The organism is Pedobacter sp. UC225_61 (genome assembly GCF_044452285.1).
In the GTDB taxonomy this organism is placed as follows: domain Bacteria; phylum Bacteroidota; class Bacteroidia; order Sphingobacteriales; family Sphingobacteriaceae; genus Pedobacter.
On sequence record NZ_JBIOAL010000001.1, the window covers coordinates 3,607,336 to 3,627,182 of the forward strand.

Consider the following 19,847-nt stretch of genomic DNA (forward strand, 5'->3'; position numbering starts at 1 on the left):
GCAATTCTAAAGCAATCTTTTATCTTTATTAAAAATTATCGCCATGAAAGAAATCTCCTTGCCTTTTATTGCCAAGTTAGCCTTAGTGCTTTTATGCATCCTAATGCTAGGTTATTTAGCCATTTTAGGCAAAAGCTTATTGGCACCCTTGTTATTTTCGTTGTTAATGGCTTTTTTACTCTTGCCGCTTGCCAATTTTTTAGAACGAAAATTAAAATTTAAAAGAAGCTTGGCAGCAATAACGTCGGTAATTTTAATGATTGCTATTCTTTATGGCATTCTTTATTTTTTAGGCAATCAATTAACAGAACTTTGGGCAGATTGGCCTTTATTGGTACAACAAGTAACTACGGCTTTTCACGACATACAAAGTTGGGTAGCCAAAACATTTCATATTAATGAATACAAACAAAAATCATATTTAACCGATGGTATAGAAAAATCATTAGCTACGAGTGCCGTTGTTATCGGAACTACGCTTTTAACCCTTTCGTCTAGCTTATTATTTTTAGCATTCACTCTATTATTCACCTTCTTTATTTTAAACTACCGTAGATTATTATTTACGTTTTTATCAACCGTTTTTGCCGAAGAACATAAAGCAAAAGTGAATGATATTGTAAGAGAAATACAAAGGATTATTAGGCGATATGTCACCGGTTTATTTCTTCAAATGTTAATTGTTTCACTATTAATGATTATCACTTTATCGCTGCTAGGGGTAAAATATGCTATCCTTTTAGGTCTTATTGCAGGTATTTTTAATATTATTCCATATTTAGGAATTCTTACCGCATTATTAATAAGTGCTTTAATTACGTTCGCCACGGCTGGAGCATCTTCTGCATTATTTGTCATTTTTGCTTTTATTGGAGTTCATACAATCGACGGAAATATTTTAATGCCATTAGTAGTAGGTTCCAAAGTAAAAATCAATGCATTATTTGCTTTCATTGGTATTATTGTAGGCGAAATGATTTGGGGCATTTCTGGAATGTTTTTATGTATCCCTTATTTAGCGATGTTGAAAATAATTTTTGAAAAAACGGATGGATTAAAACCTTGGAGTATTTTATTAGGTGAAGAACAAAAAGCTACACCAAGAAAACGTAAAGTATATCGAATTACCAAAAAAATAAAGCTTGAAGAAGCAGAATAATGAAACCTGAAAAAGAAAATAGGTCACCACATATTTTAACTACATCTGCCAATTTATTAGGCTTTTGTTTTATTGTTTTAACATCAGTTAAGATTTCCAAATTAACAGAATCCACCTTTATTGATGAAGGTGCAGCTTTAGCAATTATCGTATTTATGAGCAGTTGCTTGTTATCTTTTCTTGGCATGCGAAGTACAACTGCTCGTGCACTAAAAATGGAGCGAAGTGCAGATATTTTGTTCTTATTTGGTTTAATAGTTCTTTTCATTACTACTATACTTATTGCCTTTAATATCATTAAATAATTATGCCTGCAAATATTCCACCTCCAGCTACATCAAGTCCAGATACTGCTTTTTTAAGATTGCTAAATGTGTTAGACACACTTCGCACACAATGCCCATGGGATAAAAAACAGACCATGGAAACGCTAAGACATTTAACCATCGAAGAGACCTATGAGCTTTCTGATGCTATTTTAGAAGGTGATACACAAGAAATTAAAAAAGAACTAGGCGATTTAATGATGCACTTGGTGTTTTATGCTCGTATTGCAAGTGAAACAAATGATTTCAACATTACTGATGTGTTAAACGGGGTGTGTGATAAATTAATTAATCGCCACCCACACATTTACGGCGATGTTGAGGTGAAAAATGAGGAAGATGTAAAGCGAAATTGGGAACAGATTAAACTAAAAGAAGGAAATAAATCCGTTTTAGGTGGGGTTCCTGCTGGATTACCCGCTTTAGTAAAAGCGAGTAGAATTCAAGAAAAAGCTAGAGGCGTAGGTTTCGATTGGGAAGAAAAAGAACAAGTTTGGGCTAAAGTTGAAGAAGAATTACAAGAATTTAAGGATGAATTTAACATCGCAAAAAACGAAAACATTGATAAAGAAAAAGCAGAAGGCGAATTTGGAGATTTACTGTTCTCATTAGTGAATTATGCTCGATTTATAGATATTAATCCGGAAAACGCTTTAGAAAAAACCAATAAGAAATTCATTAAACGCTTTCAGTTTTTAGAAAGTAAAGCAAAAGAAAGTGGCAAAGCTTTACAAGATATGACATTGGCAGAAATGGATGTGTATTGGAATGAAGCGAAGAAATTGTAGAACTTTTAAAGGCATGTCCTATGTTTATTGTAAGAATGAGATTGCCGCAGTCGGCGAAGAACCTCCTTCGCAAAGACGACAAGTTAGGCTAACATCACGTTCGTCATTGCGAGCGTAGCGTGGCAATCTCCTATTTGTAATTTATTATCTTAAATATTCAGTCCCGATAACAAATTAAAACTTATGAAACCTCAATCCATAACTTTTAAAAAACCTTTTAGGCTAATCCAACTTTTTAGGAACATTAACACCTATGGAAAAGAAGAGAAATCTTTTGAGGATAGGAAGGCTAAAATAGATTGGAAGTCCATTCAATCAACTTCTGGCATAGTTAACAATGAGGTAGTTTCCTTGCCTCAATCTATTTTGCAGCAACCCAATTTTGAAAACTGCGATTTGCTACTAATGATTGATGATAATTTTCAACAACAGCAAAATGTGGTGTACACCGAAGAAAAAAATCTGTGCTTTAAACGAAACAGCTTAAATAAGTTTGATTTTTTACAAGTAAAACTAGATGATAAAATTGAATTGTATCTAAAACCAGGTTATTTCGAAGTTGGCGATCCTCCTAGAAGCGAATTTAAACTATGTGAATTAGAAAAGGACAAACCAATTTCCATTAAAATTAACGGAAAACGAGATTTTTCCTTAACGGGAAGAAGAGCTCGAACATTTGTAGAGCAAGAATACATTTTTCATTACCTGGGTGATTTTAAAGAATGTAGTATTATAAATGATCCATTTCCTATTACGGTTAAAACTACTCCTTCACTTGTTAAAACCATCGACTTAACTAAAAGCCTTTATTAACAACAAATAACCTTAGTTCAATTTATAAGTCGTTTTATTAGAATTTCCGTCATTGCGAGCAAAGCGAAGCAATCTTAAAGGATGGGTTACATTTATGCTCACGTTGTAGGTTGCTTAGTGCCTCGCAATAACGATTATCAAATTTAATCTGCGCATCTGTGGCCTTTAATATTTCATATATTTGCCATTACATACATACACAAATGAAAAAAATCTACACACTTTTACTTCTTTGCCTTTTTACTTTAACAGCTACCGCACAAACTGACATCACTCCTAGCAGTAAAAAACTGACTAAAACAGAAACTGAAGAATTCTTTACTCCTACTTTCAAGAAAAAGAACCTCATCAATTTTCCAATTTTTAGGGCATATACTTACCAGGATAAAAGCGGAACCTATTATGTCGCATTATCTGAAAGTGCAGACACCGTAAACAAAGAAAAAGATACTGTAAACTATTCTCTTAAGGCATTTAATTTTAAAGTTGATAAAACAATAAGCGTTAAAAAATGGGAGATTAACGATTTTAAAACGCCTAACTTAAAAGGCGAAGAAAAGGAAAGTTCAATTTGGTTTTGGACAAAATACTGTGAGTTTAATGATTTAGATGCAGATGGTTTAATAGAACCAATTATTGTTTATGGTACTTTTGGTGCAAATGGTTACGACGATGGTAGAGCTAAAATTTTAATCTATTATAAAGGTCAGAAAGTTGCAATTAGACACCAAAACGGTGTATTAGATCATGAACGCAAAACACAAGTAGATGTAACATTTTATAGTTTGCCTACCCAAATTCAAACACACATAAAAGAATTGATGGAAAAAATGGTTAAAAACAAGCATGCCATTTTCCCTACTGCTTATGCAGAAAAGATGGATAAAAAAGCTGTTGCTATTAGTAATGAATAAGTTCAAAATAGATTAAATTTAATTACTATTCATTAACTTTAAATACAATTAAATACAAAAAAATGAAACGCCTCTCCATTTTACTCTTAATTACTTTCCTATTTGCAAGTTGCAGAAGTAAAGATTCTAAAACAGTTAAATATCCTTATGCTGTTAAAAAGGCTTACAATTGGGATATGAACGCTGATCCTAAGAATATGATTATTGCTATGAATGCCCTTAAAGCTTTTGAGAGTAGAGACACGGCAGCTTTAAAAACATTTATGAGTGATAGCGTTTACCTTTCAGTTGATGGTTATGAACTAAATGGAACCAGAGCCGAATTCTTAAAGGCAGCACAACAAGAAATGGATAAATACAACAGTATTACCATTAATATGGATGATATGGAATCTGTAGTTAGCGAAGATAAAAGTGAAGAATGGGTTAGCTTGTGGTATAAACAATACGGAGAAAGTAAAGACGGCAAAAGAAGCAGCATGAGCATGTTTAATGATATAAAAATTGAGAATGGAAAAGTAGCAAGATGGACGGAATATGTCCGTCATCCTATGGAAAGATAAAATTAAAGTCTCGATGAAAATCGGGACTTTTTTATGAATTCAATTATAATAACAAACTCGTCTTTGCGAAGGAGGTTCTTCACCGAAGCGACAATCTCATTCATGCTATAGGGTGATTAATTAAAAAGGAGATTGCTTCGTGCCTCGCAAAGACGGCAATAGTGGTGAGCTGAAAGAAAGAGCCTTAGCGGCGGCGAGCCAGAAAACCCTTCGACAAGCTCAGGATGACAAGCATGGAGTAAATAAATTGGAAAAGATTAGCTTCGCTGAGCACTTCGTGGTTCTCCACTACGGTCGAAATGACGAAAAATAAAATTAACCGTGTTTCTTCTTCTTATTCATAATCGCTTTCTGACCAATACCATAATTAGTGGTCTTCGCATTGCTCTCTTTTCGTTTATGAAATGCAGCGTCGCGGTATTCTTCTTCCTCTTCTTGTTCTTTAGCCAATTTACTTTTCTGTGCAGAAGCTTTGCCCATATCCTCCACCAACAAATCTTCAGGTAAATCTGCAACCTCTATCTTTTTACCAATAGCTTGTTCTATTTTGCGTACTTGAGGCAATTCTAAATCTGTAGTAAAGGTAATGGCCATTACATCTTCATCGCCTTGCTTTACAATTCTGGTTAAATACGTTTCTTTTTGTACCGGTAATTCAAAGTGGAAAATAAACGGAATACCTTCTAAATCTAGTGTAGGTAAACCTTCATTCGCTATAATCAATACTCGAGCTTCATCAACCGCTTTAAAATCTTCAATGTCATCAAAGCCTGCTTCATCAAAAAATAAAGGTTTGTATACAAAAACGTCATCGGCCTTGCCATCAAATAAATCTTTGGCTAAAGTTTGAGCAGTTAAACGAGTATTTACAAAAACTACCACTTTATCAAATACCTCTGCATCCTTCAATAACAGATTTAACAAGTTCAATTTGGTTCTAAAATTTGGCACATGATACAAAAGCTGTGTATGTGTTTCCGTTTCACTATCACCTAAGTCCTCTACCTCAATGGTAGTTGGTAATTTCATAAAAGGTTCAATCATTATAGCTAACCGATCATGCATTACTTCTGTAAATATTAAATGCTGACATTTCTGAATACTGTTTGCCAACTCGTTAATTGGTAATTGCATACCTAATTTCACCATATCTGCAGCATCATCTACAATAAGCATTTGAATTTTGTTAGTGTTCAATCCTAGCTTCAAATAAACTGCTCTCGCTCTCGAAGGAACTGCCACAACAATATCTACTCCATCCGTTAATTCATTTATTTGTGCTTCCATACTGCCATCTGCATGAAGTCCAACAATACGAATGGTTTGATTTCTATTTAAAAGTTCAAACTGCGCCATCACTTCTAACACCTTTTCTTTAGTTGGCACTAAAATCAACGCTCGTGGTGCTTCTTCAAAGCCATATTTTAAGCGCATTAAAACACCAAGAATATAGGTTGTTGTTTTCCCTGCTCCTTCTGGCCCAATGGCAATAATATCTTGTCCGCCTAAAATACGTGACATGGTTTTAGCCTGAATTTCTTTTGGACTTAGGTATCCTGCTGCTGTCATAGCAGATACTAAAGGTTTGCTTAATTTTAATTGTTCTAAAGACACTTTTTGCTTTGTAAATTGATGAGGGAACAAATTTACAGAAAATATAAAGGACTATCAGAAATCAGCGTTTAATAGTAGGAGATTTATTTTAATTTCGCTGTCGCGTTTTATAGCTTATCCGCGTATAGGTTATCAAAACAAACATAAACATGAAGAAACTAATTTTTATTTCGTTACTAGCCGCTACACTATTAGCCTGCGAAAAAGACAAAAACGCTAAAGATTTTAAGGGAACCTATACTGGTACTTTTAGAACAAAACAAGATGGGAAGATGGTGATGATTGATACAGAACTAACCTTATTAAATGGAAACTTTGAAGTTAAAAAGGGTCCAAAATTAGGCAATGGCTCTTTTAAACTAGAGGACAAGAGAACTGTTACTTTTTCTGATAAAAATGTTTGGACTGCTGACTTTGATTGGAATTTAATTTTAAATGGTACGTATACCTATCAGGCATTGGCAGATAGTTTAATTTTAACGAGAGTTTTATATGCTACAACCCCAATCGACAATAACTATTACCAATATAGATTAAAGCAGTTGAATTAATTAATGCTTAAGCCTCAGCTATCAAATCTTGATGATTTAATTCGTAACTGTAAAACCGGTAATCTGCAGTATCAAGAAATGTTGTATAAACATTTTTATGGCTACGCATTGGGTATTTGTTTACGGTATTTAATAAATAGAGACGATGCACTTGAAGCTGCTAACGATGCATTTATTAAGGCTTTTAAGTATTTAAACACGTTTAAAGAAGGTGCAGATTTTAAGCCTTGGTTTAGAAAGATCTTAGTGAACACCTCATTGGATTACAAACGCAAAAACATGCGTTTTAGTCAGGCGATAGAGATGACAGATACCGCAGCACAAACTACCTATTCATCGGCGATAGACCAACTTTCGATGAAAGATATTTTGAGTTTAATGAAGAATTTAAATGAGACACAGCATATCGTTTTTAACCTATACGAAATAGATGGTTATACACATAAAGAAATTGGAGAGTTGTTAAATATTCCTGAAAGTTCATCGCGAACGTATTTAAGCAGGGCGAAACAAGCACTCCAAAATTTATTGATTACTCATTCAATTTATACGAAATGAAAAATATGGATGAAGAACTAGTTTTACGGATAAAATCTGTTTTTGAAGACGCAGATGACGGGGGTAGCGAAAACGGCTGGTTGGCATTGCGTGAAAAATATCCAGAGCAAAGTAAGAAATTACCTATTTGGTGGATAACAGGCATTGCTGCGTCTATTTTAGTTGTTTTTGGTTTGTTCTTATGGGTTAATAAATCGCCAAAAGAAATAGAACACACTACACAAACCGTTCAAACAAAAACAGATGTAAAACCAACGACTGGTAGTAAACAGCAAGAACAACCTATCATTTTAAAACAGGATAAAGTGGTAACATCTCCTATTGAAAAAGTTGGGCAACCACTAGTTTTAGCTCAAGAAGATACATTTATAAAAGCTGTTGAACCTAAAGTTATAGAGAAGAAAGTAAAAATTAATCCTATTGAAAATAGTGCTGCAGTAAACGCAATAGCCCAAGCTGGTGTTGCTCATAAGATTGATACGGTTAAGGAGAAGATCCAACAAAATTCAGTTATTGCTAACAATCCTGTTGTCATTCCAAGTGAAACTATAAACACCAAAAAAACGACAGAAGAGTTTTTGAAGGAGCAAACGAAGCTATTAGCTAAAAGCTCCACCAAAGTGGAAGAAAAAAGCAAGGCCATTAAAAACTCTATTGATGTGTTTACCGGTACTTTTTTAAACTACTATGCAGATAATGCTGTGAAATTAAATGCTGGCTTTGGGGTGAATGCAAATGTGAAGGTTACCAAAGGTATATTCTTAAGTTTTGGTGCAGGGGTAAGTCAAAATAAAATTGATTACAAAAACAGTGTTCCGGTAGCGGCCGTTGCAAGTTCAGATGCATTAAACTCTTATGTTGCTAAAGGGGGTATGGTCGTAAGTACATCGAGCATTAGTGATGTGAAAATCAATGCCCAATTATTGAATTTAGATTTACCAGTTACCTTAAAGTTTTATCCTACAAAAAAACAAAACTTCTATGTAGCAGCAGGTGTCAATTCAAACTCATATTTAAATCAAAAGTATACGTATGGGTATAATGTAAATACAGTTTCTAGTTTAGGGTATACTTCAGAACCAAAAGAAGAAGTAGAGAAAACAAAACTAAAGGGTTTCGATTTTGCCAACAGTGCTATTTTCGCCATTGGTATCAATCAGAACATTGGCAAAAGCAACTCCATAATTTTCGAACCTTATTTTAAACCTGCCATTGGTAGTATGGGCGAAAAAATCTTAAAATAAACACAGTAGGATTAAATTTAAAATTCAGTTTTACGCCTAGTCAAAAGAAATAACTAATTAGTTTATTCTTCGGCTAAGTACAGGCGAAAATCTCTTTTATAATCAATGCGTCATTGCGAGGTACAAAGACAACCGAACATAGTGAGTTCACGAATACAATTAAAATAACAACTAATTATGAGTAATCTTACAACTATGGGTATTGTATATCGCTTTAAGATTGCTTCGTACCTCGCAATGACGGAATGGAATTAGCAATGGCGAACATTAAGGCTAAAGAAAACAGCTTATCATTTTTTTGATACAAACAGACTGATCTCTGCAATATTTTGTAAGTTTATCTATTGGAAAATTTAAACTAACGAAATGAAAAAAATCATCCTCAACCTCTTCCTAATCGCCATTAGTGGAAGTGTTTTTGCACAAGATGCCATTAACTATCAACTGCCGCCAAAGGCGATTGCAGATTTATTATTGGCAAAACCAACACCTAGCGTAAGCATTGATAGTAAAGCTGAATGGATGTTGTTTAGCGAACGTAATTCTTTCCCATCTGTAGAAGAATTAGCCATGCCCGAGTACCGTATTGCGGGTATGCGTATTAATCCAAATAACTACTCGGCAAGTCGCCAAACGTTTATTAATAATTTCAGTTTAAAAAATATAAAAACCGACAAAACAGTAGCAGTTACTGGTTTGCCAAGTCCATTGTATGCAAGTAGCGTAAACTGGAACCCAAGCGAAACTAAAATTGCCTTTACACAAACTACTCAAAACAGAGTTGATTTATACGTGATAGATGTAGCCACAGGCAAGGCAATGAAAGTGAACAAACAACCTTTAAATGCCATTATGGGTGGCGGTGCAACATGGGTTGATGATAATACCTTATTGTATAGAGTAGCTGTAAAAGCGGCTAACTTAGCACCAACTCGTCCTTTGGCACCTAAAGGCCCAACCATTCAGCAAAACTTAGGCAAAGCTGCTCCTAACCCAACCTTACAAGATTTAATTAAATCTCCTTTTGACGAACAATTGTTCGAGTTCTTTGCAACTTCGCAATTGATACAAAACAAAGCAGGTGTAGAAACTCCAATTGGCAAACCAGCCATTTACAGTGGCATTTCTATTTCGCCAGATAAAAATTACATGATTTTGCGTACCATCAAAAAACCATTCTCTTATTTAGTATCTGCTGGCGGTTTTCCATCGGTAGTAAACATTACAGATAGAACTGGAAAATTGGTTAAACAACTAGCAGATTTGCCATCAAGTGAAGAAAGACCTTCAGGTTACGATAACGTACAAAACGTACCAAGAGGTTTCGATTGGCGTGATGATGAGCCTGCAACAATTGTATGGGCTAAACCTTTAGATAGTGGTTTGATTAAGAAAAACGTAGAATTTCATGACGTTGTGTTAGAATTATCTGCTCCGTTTACAAGCACACCTAAAGAACTCTTTAAAACTAAAATGAGATTTGGTGGCATTAGCTGGGGTAATGCTACATTAGCCTTGGTAAGAGAAAATTCTAGAACCAAACAAACGTCTAAATTAAGTCGTTACAACCCAACCACAGGTGCAGTAGAAACTTTATACGAGTTGAGTACAAATGATGCCTATAACAATCCTGGGTTTCCAGTAACCGAAAAAAATAAATATGGTCGACAAGTAGTATTAACCACAGACGGTGGCACTAAGTTATTGTTAAACAATACCACAGGTGCATCTGCCAAAGGCGATTTACCTTTCTTAGCGAAGTTTGATTTAAACACTAAAAAATCAGAAATCTTATGGCGCAGTCAACCAGGCAGCTTCGAAATGGTAACCGATGTGTTAGATCCACAGAAATTAGTGTTATTAACACGTAGAGAAAGCCAAAAAGATGCACCAAACTATTTCATCAAAAACTTAGTGTTACGTGTAGCAGATAGAAAGATCACCAACTTCACCAATCCATACACACAATTAGAAGGAGTAACTAAAGAAAAGATTTCTTACAAACGTGCTGACGGCATTGATTTAACAGGTGATTTATATTTACCTAAAGGATACAACAAAGAGAAAGATGGTCCATTGCCAGTTTTAATATGGGCGTACCCTCGCGAGTTTAACTCTGCAACAGATGCTGCACAAATTAGAGGTTCGCAAGATAAGTTTACCACCATCAGTTCTGGCGGCCCATTGTTTTTTGTAACCCAAGGCTATGCCGTATTAGACAATGCAGAAATGCCAATTGTAGCTAAAGATGGCAAAAAACCGAACGATACGTTTGTAGATCAGTTAAAACTAAATGCGGAAGCGGCTATTAATAAATTAAGTGACATGGGTGTGGGTGATAGAAATAGAATGGCAGTGGGTGGACATAGTTACGGTGCATTTATGACGGCCAACTTATTAGCACACACTAATTTATTTAAAGCTGGTATTGCCCGCAGCGGTGCATACAACAGAACCCTTACTCCTTTTGGTTTCCAAAATGAAGACCGTACCTATTGGGATGCTCCTCAATTGTATTATGAAATGAGTCCGTTTAGCTACGCGAACAAAATTAAAACGCCAATCTTGTTAATTCACGGAGAAATGGATGATAATCCGGGTACTTTCCCTATTAACAGCGAACGTTTATTTAACGCAATTAAAGGCTTTGGTGGCACCACTCGTTTTGTGTATTTACCGTATGAAGCTCACGGCTACAGAGGAAAAGAAAATATCTTGCACATGCTATGGGAAATGAATACTTGGTTAGATACGTATGTAAAGAACGCTAAACCAACAGTATCAAAATAATTGGTTGAACCACATAGGAACATAGCTAACATAGACTAAACGTATAACTATGTGTACTAGGTTTCTATGTGGTTTTTAGTTTAAAAAATTAAACAGTAAGAAGTTAAGACGTAATGTTACTTCATTCCCTAATGGTAAAAAAATCGCCATGTTAAAAAAGACGAGCCTCCTCCTAATAATTGCCCTAGCCGTTACTGTCAATGTCCAAGCGCAAAAAACAAAAAAGTTCAACGTTATTGCCTTTTACACAGGCATAAATGACCAAGCTCATGTAAGTTATGTACACGATGCCAATACCTGGTTCCCAAAGATGGCAGAGAAATACAACTTTAGCTATGATTCTACCTCGAACTGGAGTAACCTGAATGCAACATTCTTAGCTAAGTATCAAGTTGTGCTGTTTTTAGATACTCGACCAGAAAAACCTGAACAACGGTTAGCATTTGAAACCTACATGAAGAATGGTGGAGCATGGATGGGTTTCCACTTTTCGGCTTTTGCTTTAACCCCGTCTACTTACCCACAAAATTGGGATTGGTACCACAACGAGTTCTTAGGTTCTGGACAATACGGCAGTAATACCTGGCGACCTACTTCTGCAATTTTAAGAACAAACAGCAATCATCCAGTCACTAAAAACTTGCCCCAAACCTTTAAATCTCAACCTAACGAATGGTATAGATGGGAGAAAGATTTACGCAAAAACCCAAACATAGCTATTTTATTAACTGTCGACTCTACCAGCTTCCCTTTGGGCACTGGACCTAAAGCACATGAGATTTGGCAAAGTGGTTTTTATCCTGTCGCGTGGAGCAATAAAAACTACCACATGATTTACGTAAACATGGGACATAACGACATGGATTACGAACACAAGTATGGAAAAACCACCACATCTCTATCGCATACCTTTGAGAACGAAACACAAAATCAATTTATCATCAATAGCCTGTTATGGTTAGGAAATGGTAAACAACCAATAGGAAAAGAAACACGATTTAAATTAAAAGAAAAGTTTTGAAAAATATAGAAATTAGTACCGCAGCAAGAAACAAACTATTAAGTTTTTTATCAGATTTAACTACAGATGAATTAAACTATATCCCGACAGGATTTAACAATAATTTAGCTTGGCAAATGGGACATTTAGTCGTAAGTCAGCAATTGTTGTGTTACCGTTTATCGGGTAATGAATTGGTAATTGAAAAAGAACTGGTTGATTTATATAAAAATGGATCTAAACCAGAACGATACATTAGTGCAGCAGAAATTGAACAAATGAAAGGCTATTTATTGAGTACCATCGATCAATTAGCAGTCGACTTAGCACAAAACAAATTCGATAACTACACACCCTACACCATTTCAACCTTCCCGGGCTTAACCTTAACCAGCATAGACGATGCAATGGCATTTATTGCCTGTCATGATGGTTTACATTATGGCTGTTGTTTAGGGTTAAAGAAGTTAGTGAAGATGCAGGGGTAAGGACCTATTAGGTGCACTAAGCACCACCCCCCAACCCCCGCCAGCGGGGGACATGCATAATGCAAAAAAGCATGACTTATAACCCTGCAATAATAAACTAGACAAGTAAGCATCATGTCTCTCCCGCTGGCGGGAGAATTAAAGAGGGTGGCATCAACCAAAAATAATTTCATAAACCAACCCCCGCCCACAGGGGGCATGCATAATACCCAAAAAGCATGACTTATAACCCTGTAATAATAAACTAGACAAGTAAGCATCACGTGCCTCCCGCTGGCGGGAGAATTAAAGAGGGTGGCATCAACCAAAAATAATTTCGTAAACCAACCCCCGCCCACAGGGGCATGCATAATACCCGAAAAGCATGATTTATAACCCTGTAATAATAAACTAGACAAGTAAGCATCATGTCTCTCCCGCTGGCGGGAGAATTAAAGAGGGTGGCATCAACCAAAAATAATTTCGTAAACCAACCCCCGCCCACAGGGGCATGCATAATACCCGAAAAGCATGACTTATAACCCTGTAATAATAAACTAGACAAGTAAGCATCATGTCTCTCCCGCTGGCGGGAGAATTAAAGAGGGTGGCATCAACCAAAAATAATTTCGTAAACCAACCCCCGCCCACAGGGGCATGCATAATACCCGAAAAGCATGACTTATAACCCTGTAATAATAAACTAGACAAGTAAGCATCATGTCTCTCCCGCTGGCGGGAGAATTAAAGAGGGTGGCATCAACCAAAAATAATTTCGTAAACCAACCCCCGCCCACAGGGGCATGCATAATACCCGAAAAGCATGATTTATAACCCTGTAATAATAAACTAGACAAGTAAGCATCATGTCTCTCCCGCTGGCGGGAGAATTAAAGAGGGTGGCATCAACCAAAAATAATTTCGTAAACCAACCCCCGCCCACAGGGGCATGCATAATACCCGAAAAGCATGACTTATAACCCTATAATAATAAACTAGACAAGTAAGCATCACGTGTCTCCCGCTGGCGGGAGAATTAAAGAGGGTGGTACATTCATCTTCTTCTTATAAAATCAACATTTGAAACCTTACCTTTGCTAGCTAAAGCCCATTCTTTTGAGATACTTCTTCCATATCGGTTACAACGGCCATACGTATAGTGGTTGGCAAAGACAGCCAAAAGTAAACAGTGTACAAGAAGTTATTGAAGATAAGCTGAGTCAGATTTTTAAAACACCGTTAACCATCAATGGTTGCGGCAGAACCGATTTAGGTGTACATGCCAGTCAGTTCTTTTTCCATGCAGATATTGAACAAGAATGGGACTTTGATTTAGTCTTCAGACTGAATAAAGTACTACCACACAATATTGCCATTTTCGATATCATCCCTTTAGCAGGAAAACCACATGCTAGGTTCGATGCCGTTCAGCGTCAGTACGATTATTACATTCACACCTATAAAAATCCTTTTCTAAGTCAGCTAAGTTCATATTATGAGTTTGACAAGCTAGATTTAACAGAGATGAAGAAGGCAACTGCTTTATTAGCGCAGTATAAAGATTACCGAGCTTTTTGTACCACGCCCGATAAAAACGAACATACCATTTGCAATGTGATGGAAGCCAATTTATACACCGCTGCAAACGGCGATCACATTCGATTTCACATTGCTTCCAATCGTTTTTTAGGAAAGATGATTCGCATTATTACAGGGAAGCTCTTAAAAATAGGAACTGGCAACATGAGTGTTGATGAGTTTGAAAACCTACTCATTACCAAAGAAACACCAGCCCTCCTAGAAATTGCACATCCTACAGGTTTATATTTATCTAAAGTAACGTATCCTTATTTAAACTTACCTCCAAGAACAGAGTTTGCCGGCTTACAACAGAAAGATTGGGTTGAGGTTTAGGTAATTTTACATGAAAGTTTTGTGTGCAATTAGCCACCCCCTGCCCCCGCCATCGGGGGACATGCATAACGGCAACCAAGCATAATGCAAAGAAAATAGCAAAGTTTACAAGTAATAAATTATTACAAGTAGGCACTTAGTGTCCCCCGCAGGCGGGGGAATTAAAGGGGGTGGTAGCCAGACCAAGAAACCACCCCTGCCCCGCCATCGGGGGACATGCATAACGCCAAACAAGCATAATGCAAAGAAATAGCAAAGTTTACAAGTAATAAATTATTACAAGTAGGCACTTAGTGTCCCCCCGCAGACCGGGGAATTAAAGGGGGTGGTAGCCAGACCAAGAAACCACCCTTTGCCCCCGCCAGCGGGGGACATGCATAACGCCAAACAAGCATAATGCAAAGAAAATAGCAAAGTTTACAAGTAATAAGTTATACAAGTAGGCACTTAGTGTCCCCCCGCAGGCGGGGGGAATTAAAGGGGGTGGTTCGTATCCCTAGCCTCAAACTCTTCAATGAAAAACAACAACGTTCTTTCAACATTTGCAATATCATTTAAAACTTCATCATCATCAAACCTGATTACTGAAAATCCTATTTGTTTTAATTCATTCTCTCTTATCGTATCTTTTTCAGCCACATGTTCCCATTGATGTGTGATACCATCCACCTCTATAATTAGCATTAATTCCTTGCACATGAAGTCGGCGATATAATTTAAAATTGGACGTTGTCTTCTGAATTGATACCCTTTTAATTTTCTACCACCTAATATAAATTTCCAAATACACGCTTCTGCTTTAGTCATGCTTTTTCTATTCTGATTGGCAAAGGTTTTAAGTCTTTTATTATAATGCCATAAATTATCTGAATTCGCATTATCCATAGGTGTAAAAAATAAAATGATTATAACTGATATAGTGTCCACCACCCCCCAACCCCCGCCAGCGGGGGACATGTATTGCACCAAAAAGTATGATGCAAAAGAAATAGTGAAATCTTGTAAATAGCAAACTATATATGCAAGTAATTAGTATCACTATCAAGTGAACAACCATATCCCCCCGCTGGCGGGGGAAGCAAAGGGGGTGGTACGCCAATTCAAAACACCCCCCAACCCCCGCCTGCGGGGGACAAGTATAGCGCAGCATGATGTTAAATTAAAATATAAACCAGCTATAACAATCCTACAATAGCAAACCATACAAGTGAACTACCAATATCCCCCGCCTGCGAGGGAAGTAAAGAGAGTAGTACACCAATTCAAAACACCACCCCCAGCCCCCGCCAGCAGGGGACAAGTATAGCGCAGCATGATGCTACATCAAATACAAACCCACTATAGCAGCTCTCTAATAAAAAACATACAGGTAAACTACCAATATCCCCTGCTGGCGGGGGAAGTGAAGGGGGTGGTATTGCCAAACTAAAACACCACCCCCAACCCCCGCCTGCGGGGGACAAGTATAGCGCCAAACAAGCATAATGTTAAATTAAAATATAAACCAGCTATAACAATCCTACAATAGCAAAACATACAGGTAAACTACCAATATCCCCTGCTGGCGGGGGAAGTGAAGGGGGTGGCATTGCCAAACCATAACACCACCCCCAACCCCCGCCTGCGGGGGACAAGTATAGCGCCAAACAAGCATAATGTTAAATTAAAATATAAACCAGCTATAACAATCCTACAATAGCAAACCATACAGGTAAACTACCAATATCCCCCGCTGGCGGGGGAAGTGAAGGGGGTTGTATTGCCAATCCAAAACACCACCCCACCCCCCGCCAGCGGGGGACAAGTATAGCGCCAAAAGAATAGGATAGCCATAAATTACTGCACCATCCTCGTTAACACATTGGTGGTTCCCTCTTGCCCACGTGTACCAATAGCTACCACACGACCGTAAATGCGCTTACCACTTGGCAAATTATCAAACGTATATTCACGTTTAGATGAACCTTTAGATACCCAACTGCTCTCTATGGTTAACGGCTCTTCTGTATATTCAAAAATGTAAGATTTTGCATTTTCTACCGCTTTAATCACAAACTTAATCTCCCCTGGTTTCATTCCATCTTGTAAAGAAAACTCTTGAGGAGCCGATAAACTAGATGCACTTTCGGTTTCATTCGCCAAATCGAAGCCCGAGCTAATTAACTTCGAACGGTTGCCCTCTGCCATAGCTTCAATGGCTTGCGCCAACAAACGTAAGCTACTTAAGAGTGCTTCACGGGCATCATTCTTTAACGACACCGCTACTCGATCTCTCGATGACGCTGCTGTTAATGCAGTAGCAAAATGTCGTGACTAGTAATGGCAAGTTTTGACTAAAAATGAGTAGTAATTGGTGGTTTTGGTAAATTTTAACAAAAAATGGTGGTTTTTATGGTGTGGCTTCACCAAGCTTTTCACCTCATCCATTATCCCTCCTATCTTTTAGCTTACAGTTAATTTCTTTGCGTATGCTACAGTAAAGGCACATTTCTTCTAGTTCAAAAGGCAAATGGTTGGCTAAATGGGGTTAATGATTTTACATTTTGTAACGCAGATGTTGGTCATTGTATGGCATACAATGACCAACATCTGCGTTACAATGACCAATGTATAGCATACAATGCCCATTGTATAGCATACAATGAAACAAAGCCGACATACAATGGCCTTTGTATGCTAAATGTAAGCCAATGTATCGCATACAATGCTCATTGTCTTCCATACAAAAGTTAATTTATGTTAAACTTTGGCTATTTTTTAGCAGGTACGCCTAAAACATTTTCACTCTTACAACTTTTCGCTATATTTAACTATCATCCCATTAGTTAAAGTTTAACATTTAAAATTAATATAGGATGAGTGTACATAATGAAATTTTCGTCTGCGCTAAAAACATTAAGCTGTTAAAGAATTGTTGCGAAACTACTAGCTACCGTAAACTAAAAGAAATTAAGCTTGCGTATGGCATTACAGGTACTAAAGAAGTAACCGTAGATCATGTTTGCCTTTTCTTTGGCATCACACTAGAGCAATATAGAGAAAGTCAAAAGATAACAAAGAAGGAGGATAAATGAAGTGTACACCCTAACCTATTGATGCATTTGGTTTTACAATTGCTTAATTTACATTAGATTTTAGTTTTTAACGCTAACCCAAACTAAGCTAGTTTAGTGTTAAGATTAGGGAAAATCCAGTATCTAAAAATGAATAAAGAGAAAGCTAAATTATTTAGAAAAGTAAATACCACGGCGCATAATGTTCATCATAATTTTGGTGGAGATTTTAAAAATACGAGAAACAGCAGGAAGGAAACACTTGAACAAACTCAAGGTAAAATGTTTGGAAAAAAAGAAAGAGGTTTAGATTACACGCCTCTTTATAGATTTCTCTTATCAAAAGTAGGTTCCAATTGGGATGAGGTTTTTAGTGAAGCTAAAGCTAGGCTAGATAAAACTGATCCTATATTTTGGATCGTTGCCCTAAATGGCGACGAAAAGAAAGACTTTGTAAGAGTTGGTGAAACTTCGTATTTCTCTGGTTTATATGTTGATGATCATAACATCCTACAATTGTCTAACCCAAATTTGAAAGCAAGCGATATGGAACCGTATTGTAGTTGTTGTACACATACATTTAACGGTAAATTATTCGGCACTGAATAGAAACTAACAGGCATAGGCTAGTGTATTAATTGCATTTGGTTTTACGAATTGCTTCAGGTATCTTTAATAATTAACGCTACTCTCTATTCATATGATGACCTCACTTTTGGAGGTTACGGTTTCCCGTATAGTTAAGAAAAATAGAAAGTTTAGTTTAGAGTTAGGGTAAGAGGATTAGAATTTATTTCCGTGTATAAACGTTTATACACGGATATTAGCGCAACGGTTAAAGCTTGACTATTATGCTTTAAACAAAATTTTAGATAATAATAATTACGCAAAGCTAGAGGTTAGCTGCAAGGCTTAAAGAAAAAAATGACAAATAATAAATGACATGGCAAAACCAAGAGTTTTTTTAAGTTCAACTTACTTTGACCTCAAACATGTAAGGAGACACGTAGAGGCATTTATTAAACAAATGGGATATGAATCTGTTCTTTTCGAAAGTGGAGACATTCCTTTCCATCATGACCAAGCATTGGATGAATCATGCTATGCAGAAATTGATACATGTCATATATTAATTCTCATTATTGGCGGTAGATATGGAAGTTCAGCAACAAATGATGCAACTCAACAGGAAAAAGAACAGAAAGAGAAAGAAATTTCATTCTATAATTCAATAACAAAAAAGGAATATGAGAAGGCTAGAGAAAAGGGAATTCCAATTTTTATTTTTGTTGAAAAGGGAGTGTACGGAGAATATGACACCTTCAAAAAAAATAGAACTAATAAAACAATATCGTTTGCCCATGTTGACAGTGTAAACATTTTTAGATTACTTGACGAAATAATAGCGCAAAGAACTAACAATTTCGTTAAAGGTTTTGAAAATTTTGATGATATTACAACTTGGCTTAAAGAGCAATGGGCAGGTATATTTGCAGATTTTTTAAGCAGGCGAACAACTGACACAAAGATAAAGAATCTACAAGAACAAATAGAAGAACTGAAAGAAATATCAGGAGCCTTAAAAGTGTATAATGAAGCAATACTGGTTTCGACAAAAGCCAAAGATGGTACGAAATTAATAAAACAAGAAGAGTTAAAGTTAAGGATTAGAAAAGCTTCTAGATTTAAAAGAGAACCATTAATTGATTATATAATTAAAGCTGGTAATAAAGAAATAAATACCTTGAGATTATATGAATATTTCACCATAACAAAAACTCTTGAAGAATTTGCAGAAAAAATAATCTTTGATAAGGGTTTTATTAATTCATTCAGTAGAAGGGCCCATGAAGAATATAAGAAAATTAGAAATGTTTATTTAGATGAAAATAATCCAGTAGACCATAAAGAAATTGAAGGTTTTGACGAACCTACCGAAGATACAAATTAGTCAAGCAGCTAACAAAACATCTTACAATAGACGAGGTTTTCTACTTCCCTCCAAGACTAGCCTATGTACATGGCATGTGATGTTGTCAATAATAGTAAAATTCAATAAAAAATTGCTATAATTATATAATATCACTTTTGAT

Annotated in this window: 19 protein-coding genes; 16 read left to right on the plus strand and 3 right to left on the minus strand. The window is 36.3% G+C overall.

Annotated elements, in window-relative coordinates; all coding sequences use genetic code 11:
- The first annotated feature begins 43 nt into the window (after positions 1-43).
- The 6 genes from ACHMWN_RS16430 (at position 44) to ACHMWN_RS16455 (ending at position 4,563) form a co-directional block, all read left to right on the plus strand.
- Positions 44-1,159 (plus strand): AI-2E family transporter, encoded by a 1,116-nt coding sequence (locus ACHMWN_RS16430; protein ID WP_397303318.1) that lies wholly within the window; start codon positions 44-46, stop codon positions 1,157-1,159.
- Entirely contained in the window at positions 1,159-1,464 is a 306-nt protein-coding gene (locus ACHMWN_RS16435) for a hypothetical protein (protein ID WP_397303320.1), read from the plus strand. The genes ACHMWN_RS16430 and ACHMWN_RS16435 overlap by 1 nt, the downstream gene beginning before the upstream one ends.
- Positions 1,465-1,466: 2 nt before the next feature.
- Positions 1,467-2,273 carry a nucleoside triphosphate pyrophosphohydrolase gene (gene mazG / locus ACHMWN_RS16440; RefSeq protein WP_397303322.1) on the plus strand — a complete coding sequence of 269 codons (807 nt, stop codon included), beginning with the start codon at positions 1,467-1,469 and terminating at the stop codon, positions 2,271-2,273.
- Between the two features lie 183 nt (positions 2,274-2,456).
- Positions 2,457-3,086, plus strand: a complete 630-nt coding sequence (locus ACHMWN_RS16445; protein WP_397303325.1) for a hypothetical protein — start codon at positions 2,457-2,459, stop codon at positions 3,084-3,086.
- A 203-nt stretch (positions 3,087-3,289) separates the two neighbouring features.
- On the plus strand, positions 3,290-4,000 hold the full coding sequence (locus ACHMWN_RS16450) for a M949_RS01915 family surface polysaccharide biosynthesis protein (protein WP_397303327.1): 711 nt from the start codon (positions 3,290-3,292) through the stop codon (positions 3,998-4,000).
- A 62-nt stretch (positions 4,001-4,062) separates the two neighbouring features.
- Positions 4,063-4,563: a nuclear transport factor 2 family protein gene (locus ACHMWN_RS16455; RefSeq protein WP_397303330.1), complete on the plus strand. Its 501-nt coding sequence runs from the start codon at positions 4,063-4,065 to the stop codon at positions 4,561-4,563.
- 315 nt (positions 4,564-4,878) lie between these two features.
- On the opposite strand, the gene ACHMWN_RS16460 is transcribed toward ACHMWN_RS16455, so the two are convergent.
- The gene (locus ACHMWN_RS16460; protein ID WP_397303333.1) at positions 4,879-6,177 is read right to left on the minus strand and encodes a DEAD/DEAH box helicase; all 1,299 of its coding nucleotides are present in this window, start codon (positions 6,175-6,177) and stop codon (positions 4,879-4,881) included.
- Positions 6,178-6,326: 149 nt separating this feature from the next.
- Between ACHMWN_RS16460 and ACHMWN_RS16465 the strand changes: the two genes are divergently transcribed.
- The 7 genes from ACHMWN_RS16465 (at position 6,327) to truA (ending at position 14,701) form a co-directional block, all read left to right on the plus strand.
- Entirely contained in the window at positions 6,327-6,728 is a 402-nt protein-coding gene (locus ACHMWN_RS16465; RefSeq protein ID WP_397303334.1) for a hypothetical protein, read from the plus strand.
- Positions 6,729-6,731: 3 nt separating this feature from the next.
- Positions 6,732-7,286 (plus strand): RNA polymerase sigma factor, encoded by a 555-nt coding sequence (locus tag ACHMWN_RS16470; RefSeq protein WP_397303337.1) that lies wholly within the window; start codon positions 6,732-6,734, stop codon positions 7,284-7,286.
- On the plus strand, positions 7,283-8,530 hold the full coding sequence (locus tag ACHMWN_RS16475; protein ID WP_397303340.1) for a hypothetical protein: 1,248 nt from the start codon (positions 7,283-7,285) through the stop codon (positions 8,528-8,530). The genes ACHMWN_RS16470 and ACHMWN_RS16475 overlap by 4 nt, the downstream gene beginning before the upstream one ends.
- Before the next feature lie 366 nt (positions 8,531-8,896).
- Positions 8,897-11,320 carry an alpha/beta hydrolase family protein gene (locus ACHMWN_RS16480; RefSeq protein ID WP_397303342.1) on the plus strand — a complete coding sequence of 808 codons (2,424 nt, stop codon included), beginning with the start codon at positions 8,897-8,899 and terminating at the stop codon, positions 11,318-11,320.
- 148 nt (positions 11,321-11,468) lie between these two features.
- Positions 11,469-12,341, plus strand: a complete 873-nt coding sequence (locus tag ACHMWN_RS16485) for a ThuA domain-containing protein (protein ID WP_397303345.1) — start codon at positions 11,469-11,471, stop codon at positions 12,339-12,341.
- Complete coding sequence (locus tag ACHMWN_RS16490) at positions 12,338-12,808, plus strand: DinB family protein (RefSeq protein ID WP_397303348.1); 471 nt, start codon at positions 12,338-12,340, stop codon at positions 12,806-12,808. The genes ACHMWN_RS16485 and ACHMWN_RS16490 overlap by 4 nt, the downstream gene beginning before the upstream one ends.
- Positions 12,809-13,903: 1,095 nt before the next feature.
- Positions 13,904-14,701 carry a tRNA pseudouridine(38-40) synthase TruA gene (gene truA, locus ACHMWN_RS16495; protein ID WP_397303350.1) on the plus strand — a complete coding sequence of 266 codons (798 nt, stop codon included), beginning with the start codon at positions 13,904-13,906 and terminating at the stop codon, positions 14,699-14,701.
- A gap of 474 nt (positions 14,702-15,175) precedes the next feature.
- Here truA and ACHMWN_RS16500 read toward each other — a convergent pair whose 3' ends face one another.
- On the minus strand, positions 15,176-15,586 hold the full coding sequence (locus ACHMWN_RS16500; RefSeq protein WP_397303352.1) for an endonuclease domain-containing protein: 411 nt from the start codon (positions 15,584-15,586) through the stop codon (positions 15,176-15,178).
- 951 nt (positions 15,587-16,537) lie between these two features.
- Complete coding sequence (locus tag ACHMWN_RS16505) at positions 16,538-16,960, minus strand: hypothetical protein (RefSeq protein WP_397303353.1); 423 nt, start codon at positions 16,958-16,960, stop codon at positions 16,538-16,540.
- Between the two features lie 596 nt (positions 16,961-17,556).
- On the opposite strand from ACHMWN_RS16505, the gene ACHMWN_RS16510 reads away from it, so the two are divergent.
- From ACHMWN_RS16510 to ACHMWN_RS16520, 3 genes are all read left to right on the plus strand, one after another.
- Positions 17,557-17,775, plus strand: a complete 219-nt coding sequence (locus ACHMWN_RS16510) for a hypothetical protein (protein ID WP_397303355.1) — start codon at positions 17,557-17,559, stop codon at positions 17,773-17,775.
- A 129-nt stretch (positions 17,776-17,904) separates the two neighbouring features.
- Entirely contained in the window at positions 17,905-18,363 is a 459-nt protein-coding gene (locus ACHMWN_RS16515; RefSeq protein ID WP_397303357.1) for a hypothetical protein, read from the plus strand.
- A 334-nt stretch (positions 18,364-18,697) separates the two neighbouring features.
- Positions 18,698-19,705, plus strand: a complete 1,008-nt coding sequence (locus ACHMWN_RS16520; RefSeq protein ID WP_397303360.1) for a DUF4062 domain-containing protein — start codon at positions 18,698-18,700, stop codon at positions 19,703-19,705.
- Positions 19,706-19,847 lie beyond the last annotated feature (142 nt).

Bases quoted from the DNA above. Each gene is read 5' to 3' on its own strand.
- ACHMWN_RS16520 (WP_397303360.1), top strand. From the start codon at position 18,698: ATGGCAAAACCAAGAGTTTTTTTAAGTTCAACTTACTTTGACCTCAAA.
- ACHMWN_RS16475 (WP_397303340.1), top strand. From the start codon at position 7,283: ATGAAAAATATGGATGAAGAACTAGTTTTACGGATAAAATCTGTTTTT.
- ACHMWN_RS16515 (WP_397303357.1), top strand. From the start codon at position 17,905: ATGAATAAAGAGAAAGCTAAATTATTTAGAAAAGTAAATACCACGGCG.
- ACHMWN_RS16435 (WP_397303320.1), top strand. From the start codon at position 1,159: ATGAAACCTGAAAAAGAAAATAGGTCACCACATATTTTAACTACATCT.
- ACHMWN_RS16455 (WP_397303330.1), top strand. From the start codon at position 4,063: ATGAAACGCCTCTCCATTTTACTCTTAATTACTTTCCTATTTGCAAGT.
- ACHMWN_RS16485 (WP_397303345.1), top strand. From the start codon at position 11,469: ATGTTAAAAAAGACGAGCCTCCTCCTAATAATTGCCCTAGCCGTTACT.
- ACHMWN_RS16480 (WP_397303342.1), top strand. From the start codon at position 8,897: ATGAAAAAAATCATCCTCAACCTCTTCCTAATCGCCATTAGTGGAAGT.
- ACHMWN_RS16500 (WP_397303352.1), bottom strand. From the start codon at position 15,586: ATGGATAATGCGAATTCAGATAATTTATGGCATTATAATAAAAGACTT.
- ACHMWN_RS16430 (WP_397303318.1), top strand. From the start codon at position 44: ATGAAAGAAATCTCCTTGCCTTTTATTGCCAAGTTAGCCTTAGTGCTT.
- ACHMWN_RS16465 (WP_397303334.1), top strand. From the start codon at position 6,327: ATGAAGAAACTAATTTTTATTTCGTTACTAGCCGCTACACTATTAGCC.
- ACHMWN_RS16450 (WP_397303327.1), top strand. From the start codon at position 3,290: ATGAAAAAAATCTACACACTTTTACTTCTTTGCCTTTTTACTTTAACA.
- mazG (WP_397303322.1), top strand. From the start codon at position 1,467: ATGCCTGCAAATATTCCACCTCCAGCTACATCAAGTCCAGATACTGCT.
- ACHMWN_RS16510 (WP_397303355.1), top strand. From the start codon at position 17,557: ATGAGTGTACATAATGAAATTTTCGTCTGCGCTAAAAACATTAAGCTG.
- ACHMWN_RS16470 (WP_397303337.1), top strand. From the start codon at position 6,732: ATGCTTAAGCCTCAGCTATCAAATCTTGATGATTTAATTCGTAACTGT.
- ACHMWN_RS16445 (WP_397303325.1), top strand. From the start codon at position 2,457: ATGAAACCTCAATCCATAACTTTTAAAAAACCTTTTAGGCTAATCCAA.